The following is a 16,178-nucleotide window of genomic DNA, read 5'->3' as shown; positions in this document are numbered from 1 at the left end:
AGTTCTGGGAGGCATCGTGAAGATCGGCGTGCTCGGCTGGGACTACTCCGGCATCGATCCCGACGGCCCCCATCTCACCGACTTCGGCCGTGAACGGGGACACGAGACCTCCTTCTTCACACTGGAGGACATCGCGTACCAACCGGGCCCGAAGGGGCCCTCACTGACGCTGCGCGGCGAGCCCGCGGAGTCATTTCAGGCCATCATCAACCGGTGCAAGCTCTACGGTGACGACTGGCAGGACCGGGTCGAGCGGCTGACCATGCTCAGCAACGTCCCCGGCCCCCGCCTGTTCGACCCGGCAGACGTCTGGGTGACCGGTTACAGCAAATTCCTGATGGCACAGCGGCTCGCCGCGGCCGGGGTGCCCGTACCGCCGGTGCGGTCCGTGATGTCGCTCGCCGACGTCGAGTCGGCCTGCGCCGCGTGGGGCACGGTGATTCTCAAGCCGTCCTTCGGCTACCGCGGGATGGACGTGGAACGCGTCGAGGACCCGGGTGCCGACAAGGCGCTCGTGGAGGATCTGCTCGCCCGCTTCCCGACCCTGGTGTGCCAGCCGTACTACCCGACCGAGGGCGGCGAGTACCGGATCGTGGTGGCGGGAGAGGCCACCCCGCTCAACCTCCTCAAGCTGCCTGCCGCGGGCTCCTGGCGGTGCAAGACGGTGGAGGGCGCGAGCTACGAACGTATCGACGCTGCGCAGGAGTTGGTGGACCTCTCCCTCCGCGCCACCCGCGCCATGGGGATGACCCTCGCCGGGCTGGACATCCTGCCGACCCGGGACGGCTACGTGGTCCTCGAGGTCAACCCCGTCCCCGGCTTCCTCTCCCTGATGGGGCGGGAGCAGCACCGGCGGGTGCTGAGCGGGGTGTACGAGTGGGTCGAGCAGCGGGCCGCGGCCTGACCCGCGCGACGCGGGGCCGCCCGGCGGCCCCGTCACGGCGGCGGGGTGCGGTCGTGGCCCTTGGGCGGGCCGGGGGGCCGTACGTGCAGGGACTCCAGGAACGGCGCGTGGTAAAGGCCGGTGTCCACGGGCGCCTCGCAGAACAGGTGGCCCGCCAGGCCCCGGCCCGGCCGGGGACCGGAGTGCCCGGAGCCCGGACCGCCCGCCTGCGCGGCTCCCGCCGCCTGCCCGGCGTATCCGAGGATCAGCGTCGGGTCGCTGAGCGTGCCCAGGCGCAGGACGAGATCCGCCTCGTCACCGCCCTGCGGATCGGCGCACTCCTGCGAGGGCACCGGCCGGAAGCCCATCCCCGCCTTGAACAGCAGCAGCCCCGGCTGCGTGAGATGGCCCAGCAGGTTCGGCTCGTTCCCCATGGACACCCGGCCGTAACCGCGTTCCCGCCCGGCCCGCATCGCCGCGAGATAGAGCGGGCGAGCCAGGCTGGAGCGGCGCCACCGGGCGCTGACCGCCGAGAAGCGCAGCACCAGCAGGTCCACGGACGGGCACTCCAGCAGCAGGACGCCGCCCGCCAGTTCGTCGCCCTGGTAGGCGAAGACACCGAAGAACCTGCGCGGTCCGTGCAGCACCGCGTCCCGGTAGTCCAGTGCGAAGGGCACGCCGTGGCGCATCTCGGAGACCCGCGCCCCGTACAGCGCGAAGAAGCGGTCCAGCGAGGCCGGGGTCACCGGGTCCTCCACCACCTCGCGCAGCCCGGCCGCGGCCGTCTCGCGGCGGGCGGTCCGTACGGAACGGCGCACCGTGCGGTGGAGCCCGGCCAGGTGGGTGTCCTCGTCGGGGCCCAGCGCGGACAGCCAGGTCAGTACCGACGGCTTGTGGACGAAGCCCCGTTCGGCCAGCTCGGCCCAGCGCGCCGCGGGCGGATCGGGCAGCCGGACGACATCGACCGGCCGGTCCGCGCGCAGCCACGGCTGGTCCGCCAGCTCCCCGGGCTCGACCAGAGCCAGCGTGAGACCGTACCGGTCGACGATGTCCAACGTGCGGTCCCCCGCTCAGGCCGTCGCGGTCGCGGACTGCGGGGCGGTCTCCGGCGCGGAGTGGGCCAGCCGGCCCGCGAAGCACTCCAGCGCGCCGGACCAGCTGTCCACGTACTCGGCCACCAGCCGCTCGAACTCGGCGGCCTCCGCCTCGGTGGTGACCATCGTCGTCATGCCGGTCTCGTCATCGCTGACCTGCGCGGCGTGCACGGTCTCCGCCTTGATGTGGGCGTCGATCCAGGCGAACTGGCCGGCCTCGCCGAAGACCTTCTCGCCGTCCACCCACACCTTCGCGTACATCCGCCGGAAGCCCACGGCGATGTCCAGCGCGATGGTCTCCACCACCCGGAGCTGGACGGCGGCGCCCAGCGGGGAGTCGGCGAGCCGCTCCATGTTGGCCAGCAAGTCCGCGATGGGGGCGGGTACTTCCTCGGCGCTCCGCTGCGCCTGGCTGCCGAGGCGCGCGGCCAGCGGGGCGACGATGGTGTCGTCCCACCACACGTAGTGGATGCCGGCCGGGCCGCTCGGGGCGACCGCGCTGAACTCCGGCGCCGCGTTGTCGAGGTCGTCGCCGATGACCTGGTACACGGTCTGGAACGCGCCCAGCAGATCGCGCGTCGGCGCTTCCCGGGTGGCGAACGTACGGGCCATCGTGCCGAGTCCCGCGAGGGTGCTGAACATAAAGCTCTTCGTCATCACCCGCCACCAGACCGCGACATCAAGACCGGCCTGCGGTGCGACGGTTTCCACGCTGCGTGCATTGCGGAAGAAATTGTTGTCGGCGCGCCGCAAACGCGCCCTGTCGATCTCCTTGTCCACCCGCTCGTCGAGCGCGTCGCGATCGGCTGTGGAGAATTCAACGGCAGTGGTCATAATCGCTCCTGGTACGGGCGAGACGGCACTCGCTACTGGATTCACTACGGGTTTCACTACGGGTTTCCATATGGCACGGCAAGAGCCCGGCGCTGCGAGCGGTCGCCTTTCAGATCCCCAGCTTCTGCTTGACCTCGGCGAAGAACGGCACGTAACGGTAGTCACGGGCCACCGGGTCGTAGTCGGTGTACTGGTCGGTGAACGCGATCAGCCGCTTCCGTACGTCCGCCACCGGCTCCTGGTGTATATGCGACTCGATGGCGTGTATCTCGCCGAGGAACCGCTCCAGGACCTCGGGAAGCTCCGGCGCCAGCGAGATCACCGCGTCCTCGACCCGGATACCCCCGTGCCGCTCCAGATATCCGAACAGCAGCTGCGACGCCACCGCGTCGTAGTTGGGCCGCGGAATTCCCTCGACCGCGTAGCGCAGCAGCCGCTCGGACAGGATGTACTCGTAGGCGGTGTGCGCCTCCCGGCGCGGCAGCTTCTCGTCGCCCAGCAGCGCGAGCATCGCGGAGACGTCCACCCGCAGCTCCTCGAGCCCGGCCAGCGGCTTGTACTTCTTCGCGTCGAGGAAGTCGGGTATGGGCATGTCGCCCTGCCGGTGGTGGTACTCGTGCAGCCGCACCCACCAGGACGACGCCTGCTCGACGACGGCGTCGGGCGCGCCCTGGATCAGCGGGAAGCTGCCCTCGGCCATCACCTCGCCGATCATGCCGCGGGTGATCCGGTTGTGCCGTTCGACGAACTTGTCGATGAAGTAGAAGATGAGGTCGTCGGGGTCCTGGAAGCCGTCGATGTGGTTCTCCGGAAAGAGCGCCACCACCACCCGGGAACGGAATCCCGCCGACCTTCCGGTGATGCGCACCGGTGCCGTGTTGCTCGCATAGTGCTCGGCGAGATGCGGGTCCGCGGGCAGTTCCTCGTAGGTCAGGTAGTCCAGTGACAGCTTCGGAAAGTACGAGGCGTCGAAGAGCGAGAAGATATGGCCGTCCCGGCGGCCGTTGATGTGCTCCTTCGTCGCCCGTAGGCGCCCTCCGGGCGTGAAGGAACGAAGGTCCTCGACGAGAGACCGGGCGATCGGCTGCCGGGAGAGATATCTCGTGCCCTCGATCCGGCGTGCCAGCTCCCGCAGGGTCTCCTCGTCACGATACGAGGCTCGTTCCGGAAGCCCCTTCCGCAATGCGTCAACCTCGGCGAACACCGAGTCCATCTCGTCCATCGCACGCCCCTCCTGGCTACCCACCCAGGTCGCGACTCGGCGTACGGCACCAGCCGGTTGCATTTGCTTCCGCACCGACTTGCACTGGGTTCTCTTCCCTGCACGCTCCGCTACCGAGAATTCCGCCCCGCAAGGTGGTGACCACCGAAATCCCAGTGGCCAAGCAGGAGCCTAACCGCGCCGGTGGAGCCTGACCAGATCTCGCATCGTGGGATTCGGCAAAATGCCTTCCAGGCCCAACTACCCAGCGAAATCTGGGGGGTTACCTCCCCCGATGTCCGCCGCGCCCGCGGCCGGTCGGCCCTGCGCTGCGGGTCAGCCCTCCGGGACGGGAGTGAGGACGACGAACTCCGCGCCGGAGGGGTCGGTGCAGACGGCCAGGCGCCCGACGCCCGGGGCGTCCTCCGGCCCCAACTGCACGGCCCCGCCGTGCGCGGTGACCCCGCGCACCGTCTCGTCGCAGTCGGCGGTGGCGAAGACGGGGTGCCAGTACGGCCTGCCACCAGTCAACGTGAGGTATTCGGCGGGCACTTCGACCATGCCGCCGTGCATCCGCTCCTCGCCCGCACCGGCGGGCGTCAGCAGCGTGTACGTCCCCTCGGCGCCGCCCGGCATCGGCATGTCGGCTGCCTGCCAGCCGAACAGGCCCCGGTAGAAGGGCTTCGCGGCCGACGCGTCCGTCGTGCACAGCTCGACCCAGCACAGCGAGCCCGGCTCGTCCACCGCGACCAGCCCCGGCACCCCGGCGGCCTCCCAGACGGCGAACTCGCCGCCGACCGGATCGGTGAACTGCGCCAGCCGCCCGGCGCCCGCCACCTCCGTCGGCGGGACGCGGACCGCGCCGCCCAGCCGATCCGCCGCACCGGCGGCGGCGTCCACGTCCGGAGTGCTGAAGTAGATCATCCAGGCCGGGCGGGCCTCGTCGCCCTCCAGCGGCCCGAGCGCGCCCACCGTGCGGCCGTCCAGCTGGAAGAGGCCGTAGCCGCCCGACTCGGGACCGAACGGGGCGACCCGCCAGCCGAACACCGCGCCGTAGAACGCCGACGCCGCGGCGGCGTCGCGCACGCCGATGTCGAGCCAGCACGGCGAGCCGGGAACGAAGTCAGTCGTGATCATGATCGTTTCCCTTCAGGCGCGAGGCGCGAGGCGCACGACCGGTCGCGGCCGATGCCTCCAGCGTGGCACCCGCCCCGGGCATCCGCACGGTGAGGCGGCAGGGCCCCGCCGAGCCGGGCGACCTAGACCGACAGGTCGCCCGAGGTGTCGATGACCTGGCGGATCGCCGCCCCCGTGGCCAGCTCCTCCAGGGCCGTGTTGAGCCCGTCCAGCGGCACGGTGCCGCTGTGCATGCGCTCCACCGGCATCGCGCCGGCACGCCACAGGTCGAGGTAGCGCGGGATGTCCCGCTGCGGCACGGAGTCGCCCATGTAGGAGCCGAGCAGCGACTTCCCCTCCCCCGCGAAGGCCAGCGCGGGCACTTCGAGTGTGCGGTCCGGGGCCGGGAGGCCGACCGAGACGACGGTGCCGCCACGCGCCACCGCGCGTACGCACTCCGCCATCACCGCCGGGCTGCCCACCGCCTCGACGGCGAACTCGCAGCCGCCGCCGGTCAGTTCCCGCACCGCCTCGGCGTCCTCGGGCGCGTACGCGTGCGAGGCGCCCAGCTCCAGGGCCAGCTCCCGCTTGGCCGGGGCCGGGTCGAGCGCGACGATCGGCCACGCGCCGGCCGCCCGCGCGCCCAGCACCGCCGACAGCCCCACCCCGCCGAGCCCGTGCACCGCGACGGACTGGCCGGGCCGTACGCCCGCCGTGTTGATGACCGCCCCCGCTCCGGTGAGCACCGCGCAGCCGAACATCGAGGCGACGCCGAACGGCACGTCCTCGGGTATCCGCACGGCGGACTCCTGGGCGACCACCGCGTACGAGGCGAACGCCGAGACCCCCAGCTGGTGGTGGACGACCTCGCCCCCCGCGCCGCGCAGCAGCGAGGGGCCGTGCAGCAGGCCGCCCGCGCCGTTGGCGGCGGCGGCCGTGCCGCACAGCGCCGGACGGCCCTCGCCGCAGCGGGCGCAGTGGCCGCAGCTGGGCACGAAGACCAGTGAGACGTGGTCGCCGGGGCGCAGGGCGCGTACGCCGGGCCCGGTCTCCTCGACCACGCCCACCGCCTCGTGGCCGAGCACCATCGGCAGCGGGCGCACCCGGTCGCCGTTGACCACGGACAGGTCGGAGTGGCACAGGCTGGCTGCCGCCACCCGCACCAGGAGTTCCCCCTCGCGCGGTGCGCCGAGTTCGACCTCCTCGATGCCGACGGGGCGGGTGGTGCCGTACGGGCGCTCCCGGGCGACCTCGCGCAGGACGGCGGCGGCGATCTTCACGACCGGCCCCCCTGCCCGTCACCGGCCCCCGCGGGCGCGCAGCGCGTCACCTCGCGGTGCTCCAGCAGCGGGACGACCTGGCCCAGTACGATCCGCTGGAAGTGGTCGGAGGCGCAGTGTGCGGTGAACTCCGCCTCGCCGTCGTACTCCTCGTAGAGCACGAGCACGCGCGGGTTCTCGGTGCCCTGGTGCACCCGGTACTGGCGGCAGCCCGGCTCGGCCAGGGACGCCCGGGCCACCTCGGCGAGCAGGGCGAGGATCTCCTCCTCCCGGCCGGGCAGGCTGCGGTAGCGGGCGACGACGACGTGGGTCATGGTGCTTTTCTCCTGTTGTCGGGGCGGGACCCCGGCGCGGGTGCGGGAGCCGTCAGCTGCTCGCGGCGCAGCTGCCACAGCTCGGGGTCGGAGGTGGCCACGGCGGCGGCGCCGAGCGCCAGGGCGGTGGCGGCGTCCTCGGCCGTCTCCACGAATCCGGCGGCGACGAACGGGGTCATCGCGCGCTGGGCCGCCGCGCTCATGTGGGCGACGATCGGGGCGGGCATGAGTTCGACCAGGTCGGGCATGCCGCGGGCGATGGCGTCCGTGCTGCGGCGCAGGTTGGACCGGTCGGTCACGAAGACCTTCTGCATGGTCAGCAGCCCCAGCGGGCGGCCCTTCTCGACGAGCGAGAGCCGCGTGCTGACCATGCCGTGCGCGCCCATCGCCTTGAGGAACTCCAGCGCGCCGCGGTCCTGGGCCAGGCCGGGGCTGCTGTCGACGTTCACGAACGCCGTCTTCCCCGCCCGGCCCAGCGCGGGCACGATCTGCGGCAGCTGCCCCACCGACATCGACGCGAGGATGCACACGGAGGCAGGCGAGGCGACGAACCGCCGCAGCAGCTGCGGGCCCACGATGGAGGCGATCATCGGCACCTCCGTGAACGCCGCGGCGAGCCGGGGCGGGAGCTGGGACCGCCCCCGCGAGGCGGACGCGGAGGCGGCGCCGGAGCCGGAGCCCGGGTTCGGCGGCGACGGGCTGGGTGACGGGGAAGGGCTGGGGCTGGGGTTCACTGGGTCCTGCCTGGGGTGGAGGAGAGGCGTGTCCCCGGCACCCGCGCCTGGGGAGCGCCGTGCGGGGGACACACCCTGACCGGATCAGCTCAGCGGAGGCGTACCGAAGCGGCTCGGCAGTCCCAGCTTGCCTGGGTTCAGGATGCCCTCCGGGTCGAGTGCGCGCTTGACGGCGACGTACGTGTCGAAGCCCGCGCCGAGGGCGTCCGCCAGGTACGGGCCGCGCAGCAGGCCGCTGCCGTGGTGGTGGCTGAGCGCGGCGCCGTGCCGGACGAGCACGGCGTTCGCCGCGTCCCAGACGGCCCGGTACCAGGTGCGCCGCTCGCCGCGTTCGACGTCGCCGCGCAGCGAGAAGTAGACGCAGGCGCCGTCGGTGTAGGCGTGCGACTGGTGCGCGGAGGCGGCCAGCGTGCCGGGCACGGACTGGATGGCCGCCACGACCTCGTCGTAGAGGGCGGGCAGGATGGCCCAGGAGGCCGCCATCTCCAGGGTGTCGGCGACGAAGCCGGGGCCCGGCTCGAAGCCGTCGGAGGACTTGCCGGTGAGCATCCGGTCGTGCAGCCAGCGCGCGAAGACGGCCTCGCTGTCCAGCTCGGGGCCGTACTCCTCGCACACCTGGCGGCTCACCCGCAGCGTGGCGTCGACCAGCTCGGGGTCGCCCTCGTCGGCGATGAGCAGCAGGTTGGTGTCCTCCTGGCCGAAGTGGACCTTGCTCTCCAGCGTGTCGTACAGCCGCAGCACGGCCGGGGTGGCGCCGCGCTGGAGGATCTTGCGGCAGGCGTCCAGGCCCTGCTCGAAGGTCTCGAAGCCGAAGGCCAGCGCCTTGGCGTAGTCGGGCAGCGGGTGCACCCGCAGCCGCGCCGAGGTGATGACGCCGAGGGTGCCCTCGGAGCCGACGAACAGCTGCCGCAGGTCCGGGCCGGTCGCGGCGCGCGAGTAGTCGCCGTAGGTGGCCTTGGTGCCGTCGGCGTGGATGACGTCGATGCCGACGACCATGTCCTCGATCTTGCCGTAGCGCGTGGAGAGCTGGCCGGCGCCGCGGCAGGCGATCCAGCCGCCGACCGTCGAGAGGGCGAAGGCGGAGGGCCAGTGCCCGGTGGTGACCTGGTGGCTCTCCTGCAACTCCTTCTCGAAGAGGTCGCCGAACATGCCGGCCTGCACGTCCACCACGTTCGACTCGGCGTCGAAGGAGAGGATGCGGTCCAGGCCGCACAGGTCGAGCACGACGCCGCCGAAGACCGGCAGCGCGGCGCCGGTGACGTTGCTGCGGCCGGCCGAGGCGGTGACCGGGACGCCCGCCTGGTGGCAGATCCGCAGGACGGCGGCGACCTGGTCCTCGTCCGCCGCCTCCACGATGACGGCGTCCGGGGTCGCCGGGTTCCCGTCGGTCTCGCCGATCATCGAACCGGCCCACCAGTCGCGGGTGCGCAGCACGACCTCGGAGCGTTCGGTGTGCACGGCCCGCGCGGCGCCGCGCAGCGCGTCGAGCACCTCCTCGGACACGTGGACGACCTCGCCCTGGAGGGAGGCGGGCCCGTCGCCGGGCGGCGTGGCGTCGCCCCAGCGCGGCGGGGTGGGGGCGCCGACGACGTACTCGCCACGGCTGAAGGGGTTGGTGATGGACTGGCGGCTGATCATGCTGCTGCTCCTTCGGGTCCTGCGGGTCCGTCCAGGAGGACGGACTTCTCGTGCTGTACGGAGGCGAGGTAGTCGGCGACCTGCCGGTCGACCTGCTCGGCGGTCAGCCCCAGCTCCGCGCCGAGCAGGCGGCCGACCTCGGGGGCGGCTGCCGCCGAGGCGTCCCGGGCGAAGAGCCGGGAGCGGGTGCGGCGGGCGAGCACGTCGTCCACCGAGCGGGCCATCTCGGCGCGGGCCGCGTAGACGACCTCGGCCCGGGTGTACGGGAGTCCGGCGACGACCGGCGCGGCGAGCGCGGCGTCCTCGGCGATCAGGTCGTGCACGAAGCGGGCCTCGGTGCCGAAGCGTTCGCCGAGGTGGGCGGCGAGGCCGCCGGAGGCGGCCACGGCCTCCGCGTCGTACCCGGCGCCGCCGACCAGCGGGAGGGAGGCGGTGCGGCTGCGCGCCTTGCGGCCGAGGACGGTGAGCACCTTGTCGATCACCAGCTCGCCCATGTGGCGGCTGGTGGTGAGCTTGCCGCCGGTCACGGTGACCATGCCGGAGGCGCCGACGGTGATGTGGTGGTCGCGGCGCATGTCGAGGGTGGCGCCCTCCTTGCCGCCCACCAGGGGGCGCAGGCCGCCGAAGCTGCCGACCACGTCGTCGGGGGTCAGCTTGGTGTCGAAGGCGGTGTTCGCGCCGTCGAGGAGGAACTGCATCTCCCGCGTGGTGCAGTGCACGTCGTCCCAGGAGCCCTGGTAGTCGGTGTCGGTGGTGCCCAGCACGACGGTGTCGCCCCAGCGGGTGCAGGTCGCGCGGCGGGCCCGGCCGGGGATGGGGACGGTCACCGTGCAGTCGTTGCGGATCTTGCTCCACGGGACCACGATGTGCACGCCCTTGGCCGGGCGCACCTGCGGCCGGTGGCCGGTGTCGGCCAGGCTGTCGAGCGTGTCGGACCAGACGCCGGTGGCGTTGACGACGGCCCGCGCCCGGATCTCGACCGTCTCGCCGTCCGCGGTCACCGCCGCCCCGGAGACCTTGCCGAGGGTGGTGAAGAGCCGGTCGGCGCGCGCCCCGTTGAGCACGGTGGCGCCGAGCGCGGCGGCCGTCCGCACGAGGGTGAGGGTGAGCCGGGCGTCGTCGGTGCGGCTGTCGAAGTAGAGCAGCCCGCCCTTGAGGTGGTCGGCGCGCAGCGTGGGCGCGTGCGCGAGCACCTCCTCGACGGTGAGCCGCTGGTGCAGCTTGCCGATCCGCCAGCCGCCGACCAGGTCGTACGTCCACAGCAGGCCCTCGAACCCCTTGGCGAGCCTGGGGCTGAAGACGCCCTCCTGCTCCAGGATGGGGAAGAGGAACGGCAGCCGCTGGACGAGGTGCGGGGCGTTCTTGCGGAAGCGGGTGCGCTCCAGCAGGGAGTGCCGGACGAGGTTGATGTTCCCCTGCTCGATGTAGCGCAGTCCGCCGTGCACCATCTTCGAGGACTTCGAGGAGGTGCCGGAGGCGAAGTCGTCCTTCTCCACCAGGGCGGTGCGCAGCCCGCGCGCGGCGGCGTCCAGCGCGGCGTAGGCGCCGGTGACGCCGCCGCCGATGATCAGGACGTCGTAGGTCTCGTCGGCCAGGCGGCGCTTGGCGTCGGCGCGGTCCAGCAGCAGGGGCTCGCGGCGGGCCGCCGCGGCGGCGGCGCGCCGCGGTTTGCGGGCGGGCAGGGTGATCACATCAGCTCCAGGGTGTTTCGTTCCGTGCGCTCGGCGGTGGCCTCGGCGTCTTGGGCCTCGGCCTCGGCCTACGGACTGTCGTGCGGGTCGCGCAGGTGCCGGGCGAGCAGGGCCTGCCAGGCCGCCCGGCGTTCGGCTCGATCGGTCTCGGGGAGGGCGGGTTCGAAGACCTGCCCGCGCGGCTGCGCCTCCACGACCTCCGTGAGGGAGGACCACAGCCCCTGGCGGACCCCGGCCAGGTAGGCGGTGCCGCGCAGACTCGCGGTGGCCGAGTCGGCCACCCGCTCCAGCGGCAGGCCGGTCAGGTCCGCCTGGCTGCGCATGAGCGCCTCGCTGCCGGAGACGCCACCGCCCACGCGCAGCTGGCGGAAGGGCGCCCGCATGGTGTCGGAGACCCCGTCGATGAGGTCGCAGACGGAGTGGGCGATGCCGTCGATCACGGCGCGGGCGAGGTCCGCGCGGCTGGTGGCGAGGGTGAGGCCGCCGAGTGCGGCGGTCGCCTCCGGCCGCCAGGCGGGCGTACGGACCCCGGCGAGGGCGGGGACGAACCAGGCGGCGCGGCCCCCGCCGTCCGACGCGGGCTGCGCGGTCCGGGACCGGGCGGCCTGCTGGGCCAGCTCGCCGATCTCGGCCGGGGAGGTGAAGAAGCCGAGGTCGTCGCAGAGCCAGCGCAGCGCGGACCCGGTGGTGGAGGTGTACGCCTCCAGGCTGAACTCGGTGGTCCCGCCCTGGCGCCAGCCGGGCTGGGCGAGGACGCCCTCGATCCCCGGCCGGGGCAGCGCGGGCCGGTCGCCGGTGGCGACGTCGACGAACGCGCCCGTCCCGTACATGCACATGCCCGCTCCGGCGGTGAGGCCGCCGAGGGCGATCAGCGCGGCGTGCTGGTCGCCCATGGTGGCGGCCACCGGCAGCGGGGCGCCCAGCAGGTCCGGGTCGGTGACGCCGTGGACGCCGTCGTCCGAGAGCAGTTCCGGCAGCAGTTCGAGAGGGAAGCCCAGGTGGGCGATCCACTCCTCGTCCCAGGCGTGCTCCCGCAGCAGGTAGCCGCCGGTGGGGTTGGCGTTGGTGGCCGAGGTGGCGTGCACGGCGCCGCCGGTGAGCTGCCAGATCAGCCAGGTGTCGACGGTGCCGAAGAGCAGCCTGCCCTCCCGGTACGCGGCGGCCACGGCGGGGTGCTCGGCGATCTGGCGGGCCGCCCAGTAGAAGGGCGAGCGGCTGCCGACGGGCCGGCCGGTGCGCCGGGTGAGCACCGCGTCCCAGTCGGCCTCGTAGGCCCGCAGGTCCTGGGCGTAGCGCCGGTCCTGCCAGACGACGGCGGGGACCAGGGGGTCGCCGGTGCGGCGGTCCCAGAGGATCGCCGTCGCGCGCTGGGTGGACAGGGCCACGGCGGTGGGTTCGATGTGCCGCGCGCGGGCGTCGGCGAGGGCCTGGCGGCAGACGTCCAGGGTGGCGGTCCAGATCTCGCGCGGGTCCTGCTCGACGGACAGGCCGTCGGGGTGGCTCACCGCGATCGGGCGGTAGAAGACCTCGCCGGCGGTGCCGTCGTCCAGGACCAGGCCGGCGCGGGTGCCGGTGGTGCCCTCGTCGACGGCCAGCACGCCGCGCCGGGCGGCGGGGCGGGGGCCGGGGCCGGGGCCGGGGAACGTCTGCGTCATTGCAGCCCTTTCACTCCGAGCGGAAGAGACGGTGGGTGGGGGTTGGGGCGGCGGGTGGCGGGCGGGCGGTGGCGCCCCGCGGTGGGGCGGTACGGGGCGCCACCTGCTCGTGTCGGCTGCGTCAGCCGCGTCAGCCGTGCCGCTGGTGTCAGCGCGAGCCCGCGGGCACGTCCTCCGGCGGCTTCGGACGGGTGCCGCCCTCCTTGCCCGCGGTGATCCCGTACAGGCCGTCGAGTTCTTCGAGGACCTCGTCGTCCGGGGGCACCGGTGCCCTGGTCGGCTCCCACTTGATGATCAGACAGGTGATCATGCCCAGCAGCGGCACGACGGACAGCACGAGGAAGGTGTCGGCGAGTCCGAGCGAGTCCTTGATCTGCGGGAAGAGGTACAGGCCCGCGACGCTGCCGAAGCTGCCGATCATGCCGGTGACGCCGGTGCCCAGGGTGCGGATGTCACTGCGGTAGGAGAGCGCGGCGATCGACTTGCCGTTGGCGCCCGGACCGGCGGAGTGGCAGAGGATGAAGAGCACGGGCAGCAGGAACGCGACCGCCGTGGGCACCTTGCCGAAGGTGAGGCCCATCGCGATCAGGGCGACGAAGACCCCCGCGAAGCCGGTGGCCGAACTGATCCGCAGGCCCAGCCGGCGTCCCACGAGGGCCGAGACGACACCGCCCACGATGCCGAAGGCGTTGAAGACCATCGAGCCGATGGTGGCCTTCTCGAAGCTGTCGCCGAAGATCGTGAGGCTGATCAGCGGCAGGTACCAGCCCACGGCGAAGTACTGCATGCCCTGGGCGAGCGAGATGACCGAGGAGAGGATGGTCCGCGGCAGGTAGCGCCCGCGGAAGAGGATGCCCGCCTGCCGCAGGCCCAGCGCGGGAGGGCGGCCCGCGCCGCCGGCGTCCCCCGCGGCGGACCTGTCGCCGACGACGGCGGTGATGCCGTAGATGCGGCGCAGGTTGCGTACCGACTCCTCCAGCCGTCCCTTGGCGGCCAGCCAGGCCGGACTCTCCACCAGGAAGAGGTACTGGAAGACGAGCAGCACGGCCGCGACGACGCCCGCCGAGCCGACCGACCAGCGCCAGATGTCGTCGCCGACGTCGAAGTGGAAGAAGACCAGGGCCAGGGCCAGGTTGCTGGTGGTGGCGACGTACCAGACGGCCTGCCACAGGTTCAGCCGCCCGCTGAGCTTGGCGGGCGTGTACTCGGCCAGCAGGGCCATGGCGACGGCGAAGTCGATGCCGTACGCGACGCCGACCATCACCCGGCCCAGCCAGACGGTGGTGAAGTCGCCCGCGAAGGCGGCGAGCAGCGCGCCGGCCAGGGCGAAGACCTTCGCGATCAGCAGCGGGGGTACCCGGCCCATCCGGGTGGCCAGCCAGCCGCCGATCGGGTTGAAGAGGATGGCGAGCGCGGGGGCGGTGGCGGTGAGCACGCTGACCTGGGTGCTGCTGAGGGACATCTGGTCCGTCATCGGAGCGAGCCCGGCGCTGAGCGCCGCGTTCGAGTAGGCGTCGAGGAAGAGTCCCCCGAACACCAGGAACCAGATGAACTTCGCGCGGCCGGTGATCTTCCCCAGCCTGTCGATGAGCGCGACGACGTCGGCGACGCCGTTGACGCTCGAACGTTGTGCCATGGATTCCGTCCTTACCCAAGGACCTATCGATGGCGCAACACGGAAAAAGGCACGGCGAGACCACCGACAGGTGGTCTTCGTCTGTGCCTGCCTAACGAGCTAGCCGCAAAGCTAGGAGGCGCGCCAGGGCGTGTCAAGAGTTTCCAGAAAATATACTTGCATGCCACATCGAGCGTTTTGCCCGGCTCGCACGGACACCCCGGGCACGCGCGGCCCGCACGCGCCCGACCTGCGCGGACGGGGCATCGGGGGGACACTCGACGCGGGGGCCGCTTGCCGACCGCCCGCCCGGCGCGGGCGGGGCCGACGTCAGGAGTCGCCTGTGAAAGCCGTCCAGTACCTGAGCGTCGGCGCCGACCCCGAGGTGGTCACCGTGCCCACCCCGCGGCCCGGCCCCGGGCAGGTCCTGCTCAAGGTGACCGCCGCCGGACTGTGCCACTCGGACATCGCCGTGATGAGCTGGACCGCCGAGGAGCTGCCCTTCCCGCTGCCGCTGACCCTCGGCCACGAGGCCACCGGCACCGTCGAGGCCCTCGGCCCGGGTGTCGGCGGCCTCGTGGCCGAGGGCACGCCCGTCGCGGTGTACGGACCCTGGGGCTGCGGCGGCTGCCTGCCCTGCGCGCAGGGCAGGGAGAACTACTGCCGCCGCGCCGCCGAACTGGACATCCGTCCGCCCGGACTGGGCGCGCCGGGCGCCCTCGCCGAGTACCTGCTCGTGCACGACGCGCGCCACCTGGTGCCGCTGGGCGACCTCGACCCGGTGACGGCCGCCCCGCTCACGGACGCCGGGCTGACGCCGTACCACGCGATCAAGCTGTCGCTGCCGAAGCTGACGCCGGGCAGCACCGCCGTGGTGATCGGCGCCGGGGGCCTCGGCCACGTGGCCGTACAGCTGCTGCGCGCGCTGAGCCCGGCGCGGGTGGTCGCGCTGGACGTCAGCGAGGAGAAGCTGCGGCTGGCGCGTACGGTCGGCGCGCACGAGACGTTCCTCTCCGATGCCGAAGCGCCGGGCGCCATCCGGGAGTTGACGGGTGGTCAGGGCGCTGAGGCGGTGTTCGACTTCGTCGGTGCGCCGCCCACCGTGGCGATCGCGACCGGCTGCGCGGCCATGGAGAGCGACGTGACCGTCGTCGGGATCGGCGGCGGCGCGGCGAGCGTCGGCTTCGGCGTCACGCCCTACGACGCGGCAGTGCGCGCGCCGTACTGGGGCAGCCGGGGTGAGCTGATCGAGGTCCTGGAGCTGGCCCGTACCGGGGTGATCGACGTGCACGTCGAGACGTACCCGCTGGACGAGGCCCCGCGGGCCTACGCGCGGCTGCACGAGGGGCGCGTCAACGGGCGCGCCGTGGTCCTGCCGCACGGCTGACCGCCGCCGCGCCCCGCCGCCGCGCCCCGCCGCCCGGGCCTGGTCTTCCGGGCCTCGGTCTTCCCGGTCAGCCCCGCGTACGGGCGTAGTGGCGCAGGGCCTTGGCGCGGTTGCCGCAGCCCGCCATGGAGCACCAGCGGCGGGTGCCGTTCTTGGACACGTCGTAGAAGTGCAGGATGCAGGCGGGGTTGGCGCACGGGCGGATGCGCTCGGGGCGGTCGGCGAGCAGCCGCAGGTAGTCCTCGGCGGCCAGCCAGGCGGGCAGCCAGGCGCGCTCGGCCACCTCGGGCTCCTCGGCCGGGCCGTCCCAGCGCAGCAGCCGCCTCACCCGCCCCCGCTCCAGCACGGCGTTCAGCGCGGCGACCGCCTCCGCGTCCGCCGGGTCGGGTGCGTCCACGGCTGCCGCGAGGGCGCGCCGGGCCTGGAGCACCCGGTCGAGGGTGGCGCGGTCGGCCGGGACCCGGCGCCCGCCCAGCACCTCGCGGATCACCGGGCTGTCGAGCCAGATCGCCAGGCCGCCGACGGTCTCCAGCAGGTCCTGCGTGCCGTCGGCATCGATCCAGCGGGTGTTGAGCAGGTCCATGGAGGGCGGCTCGCCGATCAGCGGCCGGGGGTCCGGTTCGGAGGTGCTCGGCACGGCGGTTCCTTCCGGGGTCGGCGGACGGGGGCGTGGGTTCGCGTGTCCGCCTCTACTCTAACCGCTCTGATGCAGATCACTGGTTGACGTTTCCAGCAT

The 16,178-nt window shown here is 73.1% G+C and carries 14 protein-coding genes; 2 read left to right on the top strand and 12 right to left on the bottom strand.

The genetic code is table 11. The features are described from left to right. The first annotated feature begins 16 nt into the window (after positions 1-16). On the top strand, positions 17-904 hold the full coding sequence (locus H299_RS0110955; RefSeq protein ID WP_027748447.1) for an ATP-grasp domain-containing protein: 888 nt from the start codon (positions 17-19) through the stop codon (positions 902-904). Between the two features lie 32 nt (positions 905-936). Here the strand turns inward: H299_RS0110955 and H299_RS37545 are convergent, their stop codons facing one another. The 11 genes from H299_RS37545 to H299_RS33430 form a co-directional block, all read right to left on the bottom strand. Continuing rightward, entirely contained in the window at positions 937-1,938 is a 1,002-nt protein-coding gene (locus H299_RS37545; protein ID WP_051262319.1) for a GNAT family N-acetyltransferase, read from the bottom strand. Positions 1,939-1,953: 15 nt separating this feature from the next. After that, positions 1,954-2,811, bottom strand: coding sequence for a DUF6202 family protein (locus H299_RS0110945; protein WP_027748446.1), 858 nt, complete (start codon positions 2,809-2,811; stop codon positions 1,954-1,956). Between the two features lie 109 nt (positions 2,812-2,920). Beyond that, positions 2,921-4,033 (bottom strand): DUF6421 family protein, encoded by a 1,113-nt coding sequence (locus tag H299_RS0110940; RefSeq protein WP_199782425.1) that lies wholly within the window; start codon positions 4,031-4,033, stop codon positions 2,921-2,923. 315 nt (positions 4,034-4,348) lie between these two features. Next, positions 4,349-5,149, bottom strand: a complete 801-nt coding sequence (locus H299_RS0110935) for a VOC family protein (RefSeq protein ID WP_027748444.1) — start codon at positions 5,147-5,149, stop codon at positions 4,349-4,351. A gap of 122 nt (positions 5,150-5,271) precedes the next feature. Next, positions 5,272-6,408, bottom strand: coding sequence for a zinc-binding dehydrogenase (locus tag H299_RS0110930; protein ID WP_027748443.1), 1,137 nt, complete (start codon positions 6,406-6,408; stop codon positions 5,272-5,274). Continuing rightward, complete coding sequence (locus tag H299_RS0110925) at positions 6,405-6,722, bottom strand: putative quinol monooxygenase (protein ID WP_027748442.1); 318 nt, start codon at positions 6,720-6,722, stop codon at positions 6,405-6,407. The genes H299_RS0110930 and H299_RS0110925 overlap by 4 nt, the downstream gene beginning before the upstream one ends. After that, the gene (locus H299_RS33440) at positions 6,719-7,312 is read right to left on the bottom strand and encodes a glycerol-3-phosphate responsive antiterminator (RefSeq protein ID WP_051262318.1); all 594 of its coding nucleotides are present in this window, start codon (positions 7,310-7,312) and stop codon (positions 6,719-6,721) included. Before H299_RS33440 ends, H299_RS0110925 begins: the two co-directional genes overlap by 4 nt. A 228-nt stretch (positions 7,313-7,540) precedes the next feature. After that, complete coding sequence (locus H299_RS0110915) at positions 7,541-9,094, bottom strand: FAD-binding oxidoreductase (RefSeq protein WP_027748441.1); 1,554 nt, start codon at positions 9,092-9,094, stop codon at positions 7,541-7,543. Continuing rightward, complete coding sequence (locus H299_RS0110910; protein WP_027748440.1) at positions 9,091-10,785, bottom strand: glycerol-3-phosphate dehydrogenase/oxidase; 1,695 nt, start codon at positions 10,783-10,785, stop codon at positions 9,091-9,093. Before H299_RS0110910 ends, H299_RS0110915 begins: the two co-directional genes overlap by 4 nt. 68 nt (positions 10,786-10,853) lie before the next feature. Beyond that, on the bottom strand, positions 10,854-12,440 hold the full coding sequence (locus H299_RS0110905) for an FGGY family carbohydrate kinase (protein ID WP_027748439.1): 1,587 nt from the start codon (positions 12,438-12,440) through the stop codon (positions 10,854-10,856). Between the two features lie 148 nt (positions 12,441-12,588). After that, on the bottom strand, positions 12,589-14,076 hold the full coding sequence (locus tag H299_RS33430; protein WP_078512623.1) for an MFS transporter: 1,488 nt from the start codon (positions 14,074-14,076) through the stop codon (positions 12,589-12,591). 322 nt (positions 14,077-14,398) lie between these two features. Here H299_RS33430 and H299_RS0110895 point away from each other — a divergent pair, with 322 nt between their 5' ends. Next, on the top strand, positions 14,399-15,442 hold the full coding sequence (locus H299_RS0110895) for an NAD(P)-dependent alcohol dehydrogenase (RefSeq protein ID WP_027748438.1): 1,044 nt from the start codon (positions 14,399-14,401) through the stop codon (positions 15,440-15,442). Positions 15,443-15,509: 67 nt separating this feature from the next. Here the strand turns inward: H299_RS0110895 and H299_RS0110890 are convergent, their stop codons facing one another. Next, complete coding sequence (locus H299_RS0110890; RefSeq protein ID WP_027748437.1) at positions 15,510-16,079, bottom strand: CGNR zinc finger domain-containing protein; 570 nt, start codon at positions 16,077-16,079, stop codon at positions 15,510-15,512. Positions 16,080-16,178 lie beyond the last annotated feature (99 nt).

The sequence above is a fragment of the Streptomyces sp. CNH287 genome, from assembly GCF_000424825.1.
This window is presented reverse-complemented; position numbering and strand designations above follow the sequence as displayed.